The sequence below is a fragment of the Desulfobotulus alkaliphilus genome, from assembly GCF_007830435.1.
Classification (GTDB): Bacteria; Desulfobacterota; Desulfobacteria; order Desulfobacterales; family ASO4-4; genus Desulfobotulus; species Desulfobotulus alkaliphilus.
The window spans coordinates 61,943-76,961 of record NZ_VLLC01000014.1; the positions used below are offsets into that span (position 1 = coordinate 61,943).

Sequence of the window (15,019 nt, forward strand, 5' to 3'; positions counted from 1 at the left end):
CTATGATGTCTTTTTCCCCCCATTCCATTCTCTGCGTACACGGCTGGGCCCAAAGTCCTGACTTCTGGGCTCCCCTCGCTTCCCTGATGAAAAGGCCGGAAGCCCTCTGCCTGATGGACCGGGGGTATTTTGGCAGACCGCATCTGCCGACCTTGCCCCGGCATAGCGGGGTGAAGGGCATTGTCACCCATTCCTTCGGCCTGCACCTTGTTCCTGATGTCTGGCTGAAGCAGGCTGATTTTATAATTATTGTTTCAGGTTTTAACAGTTTTTTGCCCGAAGAGCGCAGCAGACGGCGCAGGTCGGAACGGATTCTTTATCTGATGCAGAAAAAACTCAAAGAAAATCCAGAAGGCCTTGTGGCCCTTTTTCGCAGTCTCTGCGGACAGAAAGAAGCTGGCCAGCGCCCTGTCAATACGACCCTTATGGCCGAAGATCTGCAAAGTCTGGTGCATTCCCGCCTGGATCCGGAGCTTTTTTTTACAATTCCTGTGATTCATATTCTCCATGGCAGAAAGGATAAGGTGGTGGATGCCAGTAGAGCAGAGGCACTGCATGCCGCATTTCCCCATGCCCGTCTTCACATGGTGGAGGAGGCGGACCATGGTCTTCCCCTGACCCATCCTGAAATACTGGTGGAGCTGATGACGCGCGCCATGGAGGCCTGTCTGCCATGAAGGAAAAAGTGGCTGCTGCCTTTTCTGCCAATGCCCGAACCTATAATGAACATGCAAGGGTGCAGCGCAGGGCATCGGAGATTTTTTTGGATTATCTGAAAGAATTTGAAGGAAGTCTGCCCGCAGGCCCTGTCCTTGAAATTGGTTGCGGAACGGGTTTTGTCACAGGGGGTCTGCTAAATCTTTCAGGGCAGAGGCACCATGTGATAACCGACCTTGCTCCTGCCATGGTGCGCCTTTGCGAGGAGACTCTGGGAAGGGATTTTCCTGAGGCATCCATGGAATTTCTGGTGATGGACGGAGAGGCTTTGCAGGAAAAATCTTCCTTTGGACTTGTGGTTTCGGGCTTTACCATACAGTGGTTTTCAAGCCTTGGGGCAAGTCTTGAAAATCTTGTGGAATCCCTTGTGCCCGGTGGTCTTCTGGCCCTTTCCTTTCAGGGGGAGGGTTCCTTTGAGGAGTGGAAGAAAATCTGTGAAAAAGAAAATCTGCCCTTTTCCGCCAATCCCCTGCCGGATGGGAGGACTGTGGCGCAGATCCTTCAAAGGGCCGGATGTCATGTGAAAATATTTAGCGGCCGCATGGTGGAAACCCACCCTTCTCCGAAACATTTTTTCCGTTCACTGGGGGCCATTGGTGCAGGTACATCGCTTTCAGAAGAAAAAAGAGACCCGATGCTCCTTTCCCGCATCATGAAAGCCTGGACCAGAGCATGCGGGGGCAGGCCGGTGGAGGTCAGCTACAGGATGCATTTTGTTTTTGCGGTAAAGCAGGAAGATGAGCGTGCTGCCAGAAATAAGTCCATCCTTCATCCCCCTTTCCCGCTGGCTGAGGCTTCCGAAGCCGAGGGTTTGGGTGAGGGCTCAACAGATCTCCCTCTCCCTGTGACGGTGGCTGAGGTTCCCGAAGCCAGGGGTTTGGGTGAGGGTTCAGCGAATCTTCCTCTCCCTCTGGCGGTGGCTGAGGCTCCCGAAGCCGAGGGCCGGGGTGAGGGTTCCTTCTCCGGAAGGATGCAACCGGGAAAACAGCCCGAAGAAAAAAAAGGATATATTGAATGGCAAACCTTCCCCGACGTTTTTTTGTAAGCGGAACGGATACGGACATCGGCAAAACCTTTGTTTCCGCCCTCTGTGTTGCAGGGCTTTCTGCCATGTACTGGAAGCCTGTGCAGACGGGGTTTCCGCCGGATCGGGACCGGGATACGGTGCAGCGCCTTACGGGTCTTGGTGATGATCATTTTTTCCCGGAGCGTTTTTGCTTTAAAGAGCCCATATCTCCCCACAGGGCTGCGGAGAAGGAAAAAAGTCTGATCAGGCTTGAAGATTTTGTGTTGCCGGATTCAGGAGACCGCCATCTGGTGGTGGAGGGGGCAGGGGGGCTGCTGGTTCCCCTTGCAGATCATTTATATATGACGGATCTGATACGGCATCTGGATCTTCCCGTTCTCCTTGTATGCCGCACGGGCCTTGGCACCCTGAACCATACTTTTTTATCCGTGGAGGCCCTGAAAAACCGGGGTATCCCCATTGTTGGCATTGTGGCCAATGGCCCTCTTCACCGGGATAATCTTGAAGATCTCACCCGCATGACGGGTGTTCCCCTGCTTGCCCATGTGCCTTTCTGTGATGATATGCAAAAACAGGATCTGAAAGCTCTTTTTGATTCCTGTTTTGATCCGGAAGCAGACAGATAATCGTTTTTTTTATCGGAATATAAGGAGTGATTATGAATTCTTCCACCTTCTGGATGCCCTTCACCCCCATTGAAGCGGCAAAAAATCCTTTGCGTGTGGCCTCAGGCCAGGGAAGCTGGCTTGTCCTTGAAGATGGCAGCAGGATTCTTGATGGTATTTCCAGCTGGTGGGTGAATCTGCACGGCCATGGAAGAAAGGAAATTGCCGAGGCCATTTATCATCAGGCTTTAACCCTTGAGCAGGTGATTCCCGCAGGACTCACCCATGGGCCTGCCGAAGCCCTGGCCGAAGGGGTATTGTCCCACCTGCCAGAAGCCCTCTGCCGGATGTTTTACTCCGATGACGGCTCCACCGCCGTGGAGGTGGCTTTGAAAATGGCGGTGCAGTACTGGTGGAATCAGGGAGAAACCCGGCGCACCCGTTTTCTTGCCTTTGAAGGGGCTTACCACGGGGATACCTTGGGTGCCATGAGTGTGGGAGACAGATCCAGCGGATTTTCCGATCCCTTCAGGCCCCTGATGTTTGATGTCGCCTATCTTCCCTGGCCTTCAACCTGGGATAATGATGAAGATATTGAATTAAAGGAGAATGCAGCCCTGAAGGCACTGGATGAGGCCTTGGAAAACCATGGGGATACCTTTGCAGGGCTTATAGTGGAACCTTTGATTCAGGGCGCAGGGGGTATGCGGTTTTGCAGGCCGGAATTTCTTCTGGGAGTCCAGAACCGCATGAAGGCCGCAGGGCTTCTTGTAATCTATGATGAGGTCATGACGGGCTTTGGCCGGACAGGAGAGTGGTTTTCCTGTGTGAAGGCAAAAACCTCTCCGGATATTGTCTGCCTTTCCAAGGGAATTACGGGTGGTTTTTTGCCGCTGGGGGCTACGGTGACCACAAAAAAGGTGCAGGATGCTTTTCTGGGAGACGATTCTTCCCGTACCTTCTGGCATGGACATTCCTATACGGCCAATCCTCTGGCATGCGCAGCCGGTCTTGCTTCCCTCCGTCTCATGGAGAAGGAGCCTTTCCGAAAGTTTGAAAGCTGGCACCGGGAGCTGGGAGAAGCCTTGCAAGATCATCCCCGTATCCGCCGGTTCCGGGCCATGGGCACCATTGCAGCCATGGAGCTTTTATCCGATGGCAGTGGTGGATATTTTGATGCTTCCGGGCCTTTGCTGCGTAAAGCTTTTCTGGATGCGGGGGTATTGCTCAGACCCCTTGGCAATGTGATTTATATTCTGCCGCCCTATTGTACGACAAGGGAAGAGCTTGCCCTGATTTATGAAACCATTGCAGCCGTTGTGGAGGGTCTGTAGTTTCGGTTTCATGGGGCGGGGAGTTCCGGGGTTTTTTTATATCCTTTGGGAGGCGGTGGGAGGCGGGCTTTTTCCTTTGTCAAAAAACTCTCCGGATATTTTACGCCTGTTCCCGAAGCTCAGGTGCCGGGCCTTCTGGAGCAACCGAAGCCGGGAATAAAGCATTCCCGGCTTCGGAAAGGAACTTAAGAAGGCCCTAAGCCACAGGCTCCCTGCTTTTTCTGCGTCTTTTGATGCCAAGCACAATGCCTGCACCTGCCACAAGAATGGGCATGGCCAGCATATTGATGAATGTAAGCCGGGTTCCCAGGGCATCGATGTCGGAGCGGAGGTTGCGGCGGACTTCCTTCAGCTCCTGATTGATGCGGATTTTTTCTTCATTGAACCTGCGGAGTTCTGTTTCCTGCTCTTCACTGAGAACAAGGGCATCTTCGCCCTGTTTCTGGCTTTCCAGCATCTGAATGCGTATGGAGGCTTCCTCTGCCCTCTGCAGCAACTCCTGCTCCCTTGCCAGCCAGCGGGTTTCGGCCTGACGCTCCAGATCCCTCACCCTGTGGAAGGGGCGATCTGTGATATCCCTTGTGCGTACATGGATGAGATCCGGGCTGCCGCTGAGCATTTCCACGCTGTTGAGAACAAAATTCAGGTTGTCATTGAAAACCCTTGCCATTTCAAAGCCCAGAAAGCTCTGGCGGCTCATGTAATAGGCATCAAAGAGAAGATCCGCATCTCCAATGAAAACAAGGGTGGCGGGCTTTTGCTCCTTTGCCCTTGTTTCTGCCTTACCTTTGGAAAGCCCTTCTGCCTTGTCCCTGTCCTCTGCTTTATCTGCCTTGTCTTCTCCGATGCTTTCGGCCTGAATGCCCTCTTCTTCGGGGGGACCATCGGGGAAGGCCACGGGGAACTGACCCGTAAAGATCATGGCCAGAGGATAGGATTTGCCATCTGCCGTAAAGGATCTGCGGATATTTTCCATGCCCATGCGAACTTCCACAGGATCAAAGAGGGCGGCGTTTTTCGAAGAGGAAACCAGAACCTCTGCCTTGAGGGGGCTGTTTTCCCCAAGGCTCACACTACCTGCCATGGGCAGGAGCAGGGAATCCAGCGTGGCGGTGATGAGGTGGTCCGCATTAAGGGCAGAGGCATCGAGGCTCAGCCATGAAGGATTGCTTTCCACCTGATTGTTCTGGCCCATAAGTCTTGTTGCGGCATTAAAATCCACCACAACCCGATCATCCTTTTCAATGCCCCATGCTTCAAGGAGGGGATCAAGGGGGGATTCCGAGGGACCGTAGGCGGACATGGGATCGCTCACGGCGGCAGGATCATTGAAAATCATCAGGTTGCCGCCGGTACCCACATGGACGTCAATGGCATGGAGCATGGCGGGAGAAAGATAATCCGGCTGGAAGAGGATGAGAAGATCAAGATTCTCAGGCAGTGTTTCATCGTCTCCGTTCAGGGTGTGCAGACGGACGGTCTTTTCCATTTCCTTGAGGAAAAACCACCGGCTGCTGCCGCCCATGCCCATTCCCGGCATACCCCCATGGCCGAAAATGTTCATGCCGGAAAGAATAGCTACCCGGGGTTTCTCTGCCCGGCTGACCTGGGTAAGGGTGCGGGTAATGTCATATTCAAGGCTGGCTTCTCTGGCAGGATCCATAAAAGCCATGGTCTGTTCTTTGTCGCCGGAAATCGCCACCAGCCCCAGATAGAGGTTATCCCCACGGGGGGTGGGCAGGGCTTCGATCCCATAGGTTCTGGCCCAGTCTTCTTCCTCGGAATCCGGCTGGGGGTGGATGATTTCCAGCCGGATTTTTCCTCCGGATCTTTCCTCGTACTCTTTAAGAAGATCGGCGGCCCTGCGTCCGAAGGCCCTGAAATGTACGGGCATCTCCAGGGGATCATCGCTGAAATAGTAGCGGATACTTACTGGCTCTTCCAGTTTTTCAAGGATGTTTATGGTGCCTGTGGAAAGGGAATGTATCTTGTCTTCGGTGGCATCCCAGCGGATGCGGATGCCTGAGAAAATAACATTGAGCACAAGGAGGCCGAGAAAGAGAAGGCCCAGCAGGGCAAGGCTTTTCTGAAGGGTTGGGGCGGAATGCTTTTTTGTGTTGTCTGTCATTGCATACTCCATGGAAATCCATAGGGAATGGATGGTCGTTTTTCAGTTGGGAAGATGAAAGATGCTCAGGAACGGCGGTTCACAAGGAGGATGCCGTTGGCCGTAAGCATGAAAACAATGACGGAAAGATAATAGACAAGATCCCTGAGATCAAAAATGCCCATGGCAAAGGTGTTGAAATGGGTGAGAAAACTTAAAGACGCAATGAAGGAGGCAAGGCTTTGGGGTGCACTGGTCCCCAGCATGTCCATGACCGGCGGATAACCGGCAAGAACAAAAAGCAGACAGAAAATAAGGGTGAGAACAAAGCTGATGACCTGACTGCGGGTGAGGGCAGAGGTGAAAATGCCCACGCTGAGAAAGGCTCCGGCCATGAAAAAACTGCCGATATAGGCACAGAAGATGGCAGAAAGATCCGGATTGCCGAGATAGAGCACCGTGAGCACCACGGGAAAGGTAAGGAAAAGGGCCAGTGCGATGAAGGTCCATGCGGCCAGAAATTTTCCCAGAATGATGGCTGTCAGGGAAAGGGGCAGGGTAAGGAGCAGTTCTAAGGTGCCCTGCCTTTGTTCATCGCTCCAGAGTCTCATGGAGACAGCGGGGATGAGGAAAAGAAAAATCCATGGATGCCAGTCGAAAAAGGGCCTGAGATCCGCCTGCCCGGATTCAAAGAGTCTGCTTACCTGAAAGGTGAAAAAGGCCTGCAGGATGAGAAAGATAACGAGAAAGACATAGGCTACGGGTGTGATGAAATAGCTCATGAGTTCCCGCTTGAACACAGCGCGTATGGAATGGAAGGAAGAGGGTATCATGGAATGCTCCCTGTATCATGTTGGTTCGCTAGGTATGATGTCGCTTTTGGGATTGAATCTGTCCGAAAAAGAGAGGTTTCCCCCGACATAAAGGCCCGGTTTTTATGGCCTCAGGCCGCATTTTTTGGGGTGGTCAGCATACGGAAAACCGTGTCCAGCCTGCCCTGTGAAATGAAAAGTTCATTGATGCCGGTGCCGGACCTGCGGCAAAGCCCTTCGATCTGTGAAGAAAGGTCCGGCTGATACTGCCGGGGCCGGATGTGGAGTTTTGCAGTATTCGTATCCCTGTCAGGGTGTTCTTTTCTTACTTCCCCAAGGCTGCTGAGTTCCTGCATGAGTCCGGCAGGCGGCGGGTTGTTGAGGGTGAGGGTGCAGGCACCGTAATCCGGATCCTGACGCCTGAGCTTTTCCGGGCTGTCATCGGCAACAATGCGACCTTCTGAAATGATAAGGGCTCTGGGACAGAGGGCTTCCACCTCATCAAGGATATGGGTGGAAATGAGGATGGCCTTGGCTTCTCCCATGGCCTGAATCATCTGCCGGACTTCATGTTTCTGGTTGGGGTCCAGACCGTCTGTGGGTTCATCCAGAATCAGGTAGGCGGGATCATGGAGAATGCTCTGGGCAAAACTGACACGCTGGCGGTATCCCTTGGAAAGGGTGTGGATGGGCTGGTGAACCACGTTTTTAAGGAAACACCGGTCCATGGCATCATCGGCGGCCCTGTCCCGGTTTTTTCCGGAAAAGCCCCGGACTTCCGCACAGAAAAGCAGAAATTCCCGCACGCTCATTTCCGGATACACAGGGGCCGTTTCCGAGAGGTAGCCCAGTCTGGCTCTGGCTTCTATGGGCTGCGTGAGAATGTCAAAACCATCGATGACAGCCGTTCCGGAAGAGGGGGGCAGATAGCCTGTGATCATGCGCATGGTGGTGGATTTACCTGCGCCGTTGGGTCCAAGAAAACCCAGTATTTCTCCCTTGTCTACGGTAAAGGAGATGGCATCAACAGCCCTTTTGCCGTTGAAGTCCTTGCTGAGATCTTTGACTTCGATCATGAAACTGGTCTCCTGAATCTTGTGGTTTGGGTTTGGTGATTTTTTTTGTGTGGCGGCATTTGTATGGGGTCGTTTCTGCGCTGCGGCCCGAAGCATCGCGGTGGAATGCCGGACAGGGCATGAAACAATGTAAAAAAATGTAAATTTTATCCGGTGCCGTTTATCCATAGTCCGGAAAAAACTAAGGGCAGATGGATTTTTTGTCAAATGGGCTCCCGCCCGAATGACGGGTTGACTTGCGCAAGGCCATGGCTTCTGTTAGGAAGACAGGGCTGGAAAAACAAAGCATGTTTTTCCGGTTTACCTGTCACGGCGAAGGATTTCCTTTGCAGCCCATAGCCTGTCACCCGGTCCTGCCGGAACCCTGCGGCTTTCACCCAAGGCTTACAATATCGCTGGAACAAAGTAAAAATCATCTATTATATGAGGCTGAACTTCAGGTGATGCTGGCCTGTTGAAGAAATAAGCTCAGAACAAAGAGTCTTTCATGAACGGGGTGGTTTTTCTTGCCCCCAAACAAGTCTTAAGCCCCTTATGCCGCTGCTTTGCGGCAAGATCAAGGAAAGGGCCTGATGGAAAAGAACAGAACAACAGAGGAAGAAGGTGTCATCCGGCAGGTCTGGATGATGTTTGCATCCATAAAGCTCTCCATTATTGTGCTGCTTTTGCTTGCGGCAACTTCGGTGGTGGGGACCCTCATTCCCCAGAAACCCGGTGCCCGGCCCGAGGCCGGAGAAGGTCTCTGGTCACAGATATCCTCCTTTCTGTATCTCCATGACATGTACAATTCATGGTGGTTTCAGCTTCTTCTTCTGCTGCTGGCCGTCAACCTCATTGTATGCAGCCTTGAGCGTCTGCCTGCCGTGTGGCGCTGGGTTCGGAAAACCCCCCGCCCTCCCCGTGCGGAAAGGGTTCGGAAGCTGGATAATGCCGCTGTTTTTGTCCTGAAGGAAGATATGGACAAGGCAGAAAAAAAAGCCCTTGATGCGCTGGGGGGCTGGGGAATCCGTACCGGTGTGGAAAGGGATGGCGATGCCCGGCTGGTGCATGGTGAGTTCGGACGCTGGACAAGGCTTGGGGTGTATGGGGTCCATCTGAGTGTTCTGCTCCTTCTCGCAGGCGGCCTTGTGGGCTCCCTTTTCGGGTTTTCCGGCTTTGTGAATATCCCGGAGGGAGATACGGCCCATGAAATAAGGCTTCGGGGCGGTGCTGGAACCAAAGATACCGGTTTTTCCATCCGCTGTGATTCCTTCTACGTCGGGTTTTATCCCGATGGGACACCCAGGGAATATCGTTCTACCCTCACCCTTCTGGACAGGGACGGAGAGGAGATCCTCACCCAGGATATTCGGGTGAACCATCCCCTGACCTATCAGGGTGTCCGGATGTATCAGTCCAGCTATGGCACGGCTGCTGCCCGTTCCGTTTCCCTGAAACTGATTCCCGAAGAGGGAGAGCCCATACTGATGACGGGCGAGGTGCGGGAGCCTTTTTCCGTTCCTTTTACGGACGGTCATATCGTTCTCATGAATTTCATGGATAATTTTCAATTAAGGGGTCACAGGCTGGGGCCGACCTTTCTGGGCTTTTATGAGTCCGCCGAAGGTAAACGTGAAACCCTTGTGCTTCCCCGGAGACATCCGGGCTTTGACCGTATGCGCATGGGAGAGCGGGGCTTTGCCATAGAAATAAACGATTATGAGCCCCTTTATTTTACAGGTCTTCAGGTCAGCAAAGACCCCGGTGTGGGGCTGGTGTATCTGGGTTTCACCCTCATGCTTCTGGGCTGCTGGGTTGTCTTTTATCTTTCCCACAGAAGGATTTTTGTACTTCTGGAAAGAAGGGAAGATGGCAGTGTAGAGTACACGCTGGGGGGAACTGCCAACCGGGGGCACCATGCCCTGAAGCAGCGGCTTGTAAAAATTGAGGAAAACCTGAAAAAGGCCTGAACCATCAGAATTCTGTGAATGGGGATTTCATTTTTTCTATCAATTATAAGGAAGAGCGATGAACAGTTCTCTTATTCTTTCCATTGTTACCTTTGTTTATGGTGCCGCAGCCCTTTTGTATATTTCGGCATGGATTTTTCAAAAGCCTCTCTGGGGTAAGGGGGCTACGGCCCTGCTGTGGGCGGGCTTTCTGGGCAATACTGCAGGGTTCTGCCTGCGCTGGGCAGAAAGCTATCAGATGGGGATCGGTCGTATTCCCCTATCCAACCTCTATGAGTCCCTTGTTTTCTTCTCCCTTACCATGGCCGCCCTGTATCTCTTTGTGGAATGGAAAACGGGCCGCAGGGAGGTGGGGGCTTTTTTCGGGCCTCTCATTTTCCTTGCCATTGCCTATGCTTCCCTTTCTCCCAACATCAGTGACCAGATTCGGCCTCTGGTACCTGCTTTAAAGAGCAACTGGCTGACAATCCATGTGGTGACCTGTTTTCTCGGCTATGCGGGATTTGCCCTGGCCTTTGCCACCAGCATTATGTTCCTCATTCATCCGGGAGAGGGCAGTAACAGGGGCTGGCGGACCCGCTTTCCGGCTCCGGAGGTACTGGATGACCTGACCTATCGCATGGTGGTGTTTGGTTTTCTTTTTCTTTCTCTGGGTATTATCAGCGGTTCCGTCTGGGCCAATTCCGCCTGGGGCAGTTACTGGTCATGGGATCCCAAGGAAACCTGGTCTCTCATTACCTGGATTATTTATGCCGTACTGCTCCATGTCCGGCTCATGCGTTCCTGGACGGGTAAAAAAATTGCGTGGCTGTCCATCTTAGGTTTTGCTGCGGTAATGTTTACCTACTTTGGCGTTAACTTCCTTCCCGGACTGCACAGCTACGGCAGTTTCTGATAAGGGATTTCATGGATACCATAGAGATTAAAGGCGGCGTGCGCCTTGAAGGGGAAGTACCCATCAGCGGTGCCAAGAATGCAGCCCTTCCCATTCTGGCTTCGGCCCTGCTGGTGGAAGGTGCCTGCGGGTTTTCCCGTGTGCCTAAGCTCAAAGACATTGATTCCATCCTCCTTTTGCTGGAAGATCTGGGCTGCACGGTAACAAGGGATGGGGACAGGGTTCAGGTGGATGCACGGGGTCTGAACCGTACCGAGGCCGCCTATGATCTGGTAAGAAAAATGCGGGCTTCCATTCTGGTGCTGGGTCCCCTTGTGGCCAGACTGGGCAAGGCCAGGGTTTCTCTGCCCGGAGGATGCGCCATTGGTGCCCGGCCCGTGGATCTGCACCTGAAAGGCCTTGAGGCCATGGGAGCCCGTATCCGTCTGGAGCATGGCTATGTGGAAGCCGAAGCAGAGCGGCTGAAGGGGGCGGACATCTGTTTTGACGTTCCCACGGTGGGGGGTACGGAAAATCTCATGATGGCCGCAGCCCTTGCCGATGGGGAAACCATTTTGAGAAATGCGGCAAGGGAGCCGGAAATAGTTGCTCTGGCCGATGTGCTCAATGCCATGGGGGCTTCCGTGGAAGGGGCTGGCACATCGAAAATCGTGATTCAGGGGGCCTCTTCCCTGAAACCCGTAGATGTCGAAATTATCCCTGACCGCATAGAGGCAGGAACCTTTCTTGTGGCAGGGGCTTTAACGGGAGGGGATGTGAAGGCCTGTGGCTGCAATCCGGATCATCTGCGGGCTGTCATTGACAAGCTCCGGGCGACGGGGGCCAGTGTGGAAACCGGGCCGGACTGGATCCGGGTACGGGGAAACAGCCCTGTGAAAAGTGTGGACATCACCACCCAGCCCTATCCGGGTTTTCCCACGGACATGCAGGCCCAGTTCATGGTATTGCTGAGCATGGCCGAGGGAACCAGTGTCATTTCCGAAAATATTTTTGAAAACCGGTTCATCCATGTCAGCGAACTACAGCGCATGGGGGCAGCCATCAGTCTCCATGCGGGCAATACGGCCAAGGTTCGGGGCGTGAAAGAGCTTTCCGGTGCGCCGGTCATGGCTTCGGATCTGCGGGCCAGTGCCTCCCTTATCCTTGCGGGGCTTGTGGCCACCAATACAACGGTGGTGCACAGGGTCTATCATCTGGACAGGGGCTATGAAGCCATGGAAGAGAAGTTTTCAAGGCTGGGTGCCCGTATCCGGCGTATCCGCTGAGACTGCCGGTTTCATGAAGAAGGCAGGCGTACCCCTTGAGTGCCTTGCTAAGGTACGGAGTGGTATACAAAACAGTCAGGAGATTGAACATGACCTACTGGAGCTGGGTTCCGGGTCTGGAAATTGATATTCCGGAAATTGATGCGCAGCACCGACAGATTGTTGACTATATCAATATTCTTGCCAGTGCAGTGGAAGAGGGGAATACCGCCAAGACATCGGTGGTGCTGGAAAAACTGATCCAGTATACGGTCACCCATTTTGGCTTTGAGGAAAAACTCATGAAGGGGGCCGGTTATGAATATCTGCCGGAACATCGTCTTCTCCATGAGGCTTTCAAGGTTCAGGTTCTTCGTTACCAGAAACGACTTGTTGAGGGAGAGGATGTTGCCCGAGACCTGCTTGCCATGCTCAGTCGCTGGCTTGTGAATCATATTAAAAATGAAGATAAAACCTTTGCGCCCATTGTTATTCCCCACCTGAAAAAAGGGTGGATGCAGAGGGCTCTGGCACATTTTTTTCCGGGCAGGTGATATGCCAGACCCGGTGGTCTGGGGTCTGAGGTTTTTTGGTCCCTCCATACCCGTAACCATGGGCTGAAATCTGTGCTTTTTTCTTCTCTGACATTCTGGAAAAGGCCGGCCATTCCCCTCTTGCTGGCCTTTACTGCCGGTATTTTCTGGGCCAGATTCTGGCCCTTGTCCGTTGTCTGGATACTGCTGGTCAGCCTGATCGGCTTCGCTCTTCTGGCCCTGTCTCTTTTCCTTTCCCGCTCCCTCTTTTTTTCCTGTTTTCTTCCACTTTTATGTTTTGTTGCCGTCGGTCACCTGACCGGCCTTCAGGTTCACGGGCCGGAGAGGGAAGCCCTTCGCCTTACAGCCTTTGCCATGGACGATACCGTGGAAGTGACGGGCCGCATCCATGGTCTGCCAAGGCCCCGCCATGGCAGAACCCAGTCCCATCTGACAGAGGTGGAAGTCCGCCGTGATTCCGGTGAGAAGATCTTATTGAATGGAAAACTGATGTTCACCCTGGTGGGTGAGGCTGAGATGCCCCTTCCGGGAAGCCTTGTGCGGTTGAAGGGTAAAATCCGGCCTTTTAATAACTTTGAGAATCCCGGAGGTTTTGATTACAGGAGATTTCAGCATGGCAGGGGTATTATGGGCCGGATCTGGTGCAGGGACAGGGATCTTAAAATACTGGAAACGGAAGCGGATGCTTTTATCTCAGGCGTGGACAGGTTCCGTTTATTCCTGGGAGAAAAGATCCGGTCTAACGTTCAGGATATAGATGCCGGAGCGGTTCTTTCCGCCATGCTCATCGGTGACAGGGGCCATGTGACGCCTGCTTTGCGGGAAGCCTATACAAAAAGCGGCATCGCCCACCTCATGGCCATATCCGGTCTGCATGTGGGCTTGCTTGCAGGAGGTGTTTTCTGGCTTACGGAGCGCCTTTTGCGGTGGTTTCGTTTTTTTACGGAGCGGGGTCTGACCCGCAGGGTGGCAGCCTTTCCTGCCCTTGCCATGGCCCTTTCCTATGCCATGATTTCCGGTGGTGCCCCTTCGGCTTTGCGGGCTGTGGTCATGGTGGCCTGTGGTCTTTTTGTTCTGGTAATGCACCGCAGTACGGATGTATGGAGCCTTCTGGTGCTGGCGGCGGGTCTTCTTCTGGCTGCGGACCCTGAGCGCCTTGTGAATGTGGGTTTTCTCCTCAGTGTCACCGCCGTTGCCGGTCTGATTCTGGGGTTTCAGCGGTATCCCCAGTCCTTTAGGGATGCAAAGGGTTTTCGGGCGAAGGCTTTGCTGTGGCTGAAAGGACTTTTTAAGACCTCCCTTTTTGCAGCTCTTTTTACGGCACCCATCTGCCTTTACGTGTTCCGGGAAGTATCTCTCATTGGTATTGCCGTTAATTTTGTAATGGTACCGCTCATGGGAATGCTGACCCTGCCCCTTGCCATGGCAGGTCTTTTCCTCTCCCTTTTTTTCCGTGGGGGCGAGCTGCTTTTGCAACTGGCCGGTGTGCTGACCTCGTGGGGAAATGGACTGGCAGGTTTTACGGGCAGCCTGCCCTTTGCCGTATTGCGGCCCGGTGCCCTGACCCTGCTGGAAGTTTTTATTTTTTTTGGTTTTCTTCTTCTCTGGCTGGGTTTTGACAGTAAAAAAGGATGGCAGAAACCAAGGGTGGTGCTGGCCCTTTTTCTGATACTGCTTCTGTCAGGAGACATCCTGCGCTGGACCCTTTCCCGCATGGGACCATCCCGGCCCCTTGTGACCATGCTGGACGTGGGGCAGGGTTCGGCCGCTGGTATCCGGCTGCCGGGTGGCGGGGTGATGCTGGTGGATGGTGGCGGTTTCCCATGGCCTGACTCCATGGACACGGGCCGCATTATTCTTTCCCCATGGCTGGATTTTCAGAAGATCCGCACCATTGATGTGCTGGTGGCATCCCATCCCCATGGGGATCATATCAAAGGGTTTTTCTATCTGGCGGAACGGTACCGGGTAAAGGAGCTCTGGATAGCCGAAGCTGCCATGGAGGAAAGGATGGGGCAGGAGCTTGTGGCGGCCTTCAGGGAGCGGGGCACCCGCATCCGGCACCCTTCCATGGAAAAAAAACCCATAGAGATTAAGGGAACGATGTTTGAGTTTTTCGGTCCCGGAGAACTTCGTTTTTCCAGTGTCAATGATGATTCTCTGGTTTTCCGCATGCAAACGCCCCATGGGAGCATGATGTTTACGGGAGATGCGGAAAGAAGGGCTGAAAATCACTATGCGCAAACCCATGGAGAGGCACTGGCCTCCGATGTGCTTCTTGTGGGCCATCATGGCAGCCGGACATCCACGCAGGCCCCGTTTTTGAAAGCGGTGAATCCTTCCCTTGCCCTGATTTCATGTGGCGTCAGAAACCGCTACCGCTATCCTTCAGTTGAAGTTCTCCGCAGGCTGGAAGCCGCCGGTGTAAAGGTGTTCAGGACGGATACCGGAGGGGCCGTCACCCTTGATTTTAAGGAGAATGGCATTGGGGCGGGGTATACCCCCATCGGACGCTGGGACAGACTGTGGTAACAGGTAGTTTTTTAGTAACTTCTGAGTAACTTCAAAAGTTACTCTATGACAAAACGCCGTAACACGGCGTGGGTTGCTGTTCAGCACCTTTTTCCAAAGACCATACCTGCAAGACAGATGCACAGGCCCCTGGCTATTTGCCCGTGACGCAATCTTATTCGGGAGCT

12 protein-coding genes are annotated in these 15,019 nt (G+C 53.4%); 9 read left to right on the plus strand and 3 right to left on the minus strand.

Annotated features, from left to right (window positions below; all coding sequences use genetic code 11):
• Positions 1-2 precede the first annotated feature (2 nt).
• From LZ24_RS09990 to bioA, 4 genes are read left to right on the plus strand one after another with little or no spacing between them, the layout of a single operon-like run.
• Positions 3-677 carry an alpha/beta hydrolase gene (locus tag LZ24_RS09990; protein WP_144685063.1) on the plus strand — a complete coding sequence of 225 codons (675 nt, stop codon included), beginning with the start codon at positions 3-5 and terminating at the stop codon, positions 675-677.
• Positions 674-1,762, plus strand: a complete 1,089-nt coding sequence (locus LZ24_RS09995; protein WP_144685065.1) for a methyltransferase domain-containing protein — start codon at positions 674-676, stop codon at positions 1,760-1,762. Before LZ24_RS09990 ends, LZ24_RS09995 begins: the two co-directional genes overlap by 4 nt.
• Positions 1,732-2,370, plus strand: coding sequence for a dethiobiotin synthase (gene bioD, locus LZ24_RS10000; RefSeq protein WP_144685067.1), 639 nt, complete (start codon positions 1,732-1,734; stop codon positions 2,368-2,370). The genes LZ24_RS09995 and bioD overlap by 31 nt, the downstream gene beginning before the upstream one ends.
• Positions 2,371-2,402: 32 nt before the next feature.
• Complete coding sequence (gene bioA / locus LZ24_RS10005) at positions 2,403-3,683, plus strand: adenosylmethionine--8-amino-7-oxononanoate transaminase (RefSeq protein WP_144685069.1); 1,281 nt, start codon at positions 2,403-2,405, stop codon at positions 3,681-3,683.
• Between the two features lie 196 nt (positions 3,684-3,879).
• On the opposite strand, the gene LZ24_RS10010 is transcribed toward bioA, so the two are convergent.
• The 3 genes from LZ24_RS10010 to LZ24_RS10020 form a co-directional block, all read right to left on the minus strand.
• Positions 3,880-5,811 (minus strand): Gldg family protein, encoded by a 1,932-nt coding sequence (locus tag LZ24_RS10010; RefSeq protein WP_186443054.1) that lies wholly within the window; start codon positions 5,809-5,811, stop codon positions 3,880-3,882.
• 65 nt (positions 5,812-5,876) lie between these two features.
• Entirely contained in the window at positions 5,877-6,623 is a 747-nt protein-coding gene (locus tag LZ24_RS10015) for an ABC transporter permease subunit (protein ID WP_144685073.1), read from the minus strand.
• Between the two features lie 110 nt (positions 6,624-6,733).
• The gene (locus LZ24_RS10020) at positions 6,734-7,678 is read right to left on the minus strand and encodes an ABC transporter ATP-binding protein (RefSeq protein WP_144685075.1); all 945 of its coding nucleotides are present in this window, start codon (positions 7,676-7,678) and stop codon (positions 6,734-6,736) included.
• Positions 7,679-8,250: 572 nt separating this feature from the next.
• Between LZ24_RS10020 and resB the strand changes: the two genes are divergently transcribed.
• From resB to LZ24_RS10045, 5 genes are all read left to right on the plus strand, one after another.
• Positions 8,251-9,627: a cytochrome c biogenesis protein ResB gene (gene resB, locus LZ24_RS10025; protein WP_144685077.1), complete on the plus strand. Its 1,377-nt coding sequence runs from the start codon at positions 8,251-8,253 to the stop codon at positions 9,625-9,627.
• A 58-nt stretch (positions 9,628-9,685) separates the two neighbouring features.
• The gene (ccsB, locus tag LZ24_RS10030) at positions 9,686-10,522 is read left to right on the plus strand and encodes a c-type cytochrome biogenesis protein CcsB (protein ID WP_144685079.1); all 837 of its coding nucleotides are present in this window, start codon (positions 9,686-9,688) and stop codon (positions 10,520-10,522) included.
• A gap of 11 nt (positions 10,523-10,533) precedes the next feature.
• Positions 10,534-11,787, plus strand: a complete 1,254-nt coding sequence (gene murA / locus LZ24_RS10035; RefSeq protein ID WP_144685081.1) for a UDP-N-acetylglucosamine 1-carboxyvinyltransferase — start codon at positions 10,534-10,536, stop codon at positions 11,785-11,787.
• 89 nt (positions 11,788-11,876) lie between these two features.
• Complete coding sequence (locus LZ24_RS10040; RefSeq protein WP_144685083.1) at positions 11,877-12,320, plus strand: bacteriohemerythrin; 444 nt, start codon at positions 11,877-11,879, stop codon at positions 12,318-12,320.
• Positions 12,321-12,392: 72 nt separating this feature from the next.
• Positions 12,393-14,852, plus strand: coding sequence for a DNA internalization-related competence protein ComEC/Rec2 (locus tag LZ24_RS10045; RefSeq protein ID WP_186443055.1), 2,460 nt, complete (start codon positions 12,393-12,395; stop codon positions 14,850-14,852).
• Positions 14,853-15,019: the final 167 nt, after the last annotated feature.

Excerpts from the sequence above, each read along its gene's own strand:
- resB (WP_144685077.1), top strand. The coding sequence starts at position 8,251 with ATGGAAAAGAACAGAACAACAGAGGAAGAAGGTGTCATCCGGCAGGTC.
- LZ24_RS10015 (WP_144685073.1), bottom strand. The coding sequence starts at position 6,623 with ATGATACCCTCTTCCTTCCATTCCATACGCGCTGTGTTCAAGCGGGAA.
- ccsB (WP_144685079.1), top strand. The coding sequence starts at position 9,686 with ATGAACAGTTCTCTTATTCTTTCCATTGTTACCTTTGTTTATGGTGCC.
- murA (WP_144685081.1), top strand. The coding sequence starts at position 10,534 with ATGGATACCATAGAGATTAAAGGCGGCGTGCGCCTTGAAGGGGAAGTA.
- LZ24_RS09990 (WP_144685063.1), top strand. The coding sequence starts at position 3 with ATGATGTCTTTTTCCCCCCATTCCATTCTCTGCGTACACGGCTGGGCC.
- bioA (WP_144685069.1), top strand. The coding sequence starts at position 2,403 with ATGAATTCTTCCACCTTCTGGATGCCCTTCACCCCCATTGAAGCGGCA.
- LZ24_RS09995 (WP_144685065.1), top strand. The coding sequence starts at position 674 with ATGAAGGAAAAAGTGGCTGCTGCCTTTTCTGCCAATGCCCGAACCTAT.
- LZ24_RS10040 (WP_144685083.1), top strand. The coding sequence starts at position 11,877 with ATGACCTACTGGAGCTGGGTTCCGGGTCTGGAAATTGATATTCCGGAA.
- LZ24_RS10020 (WP_144685075.1), bottom strand. The coding sequence starts at position 7,678 with ATGATCGAAGTCAAAGATCTCAGCAAGGACTTCAACGGCAAAAGGGCT.
- LZ24_RS10010 (WP_186443054.1), bottom strand. The coding sequence starts at position 5,811 with ATGACAGACAACACAAAAAAGCATTCCGCCCCAACCCTTCAGAAAAGC.
- bioD (WP_144685067.1), top strand. The coding sequence starts at position 1,732 with ATGGCAAACCTTCCCCGACGTTTTTTTGTAAGCGGAACGGATACGGAC.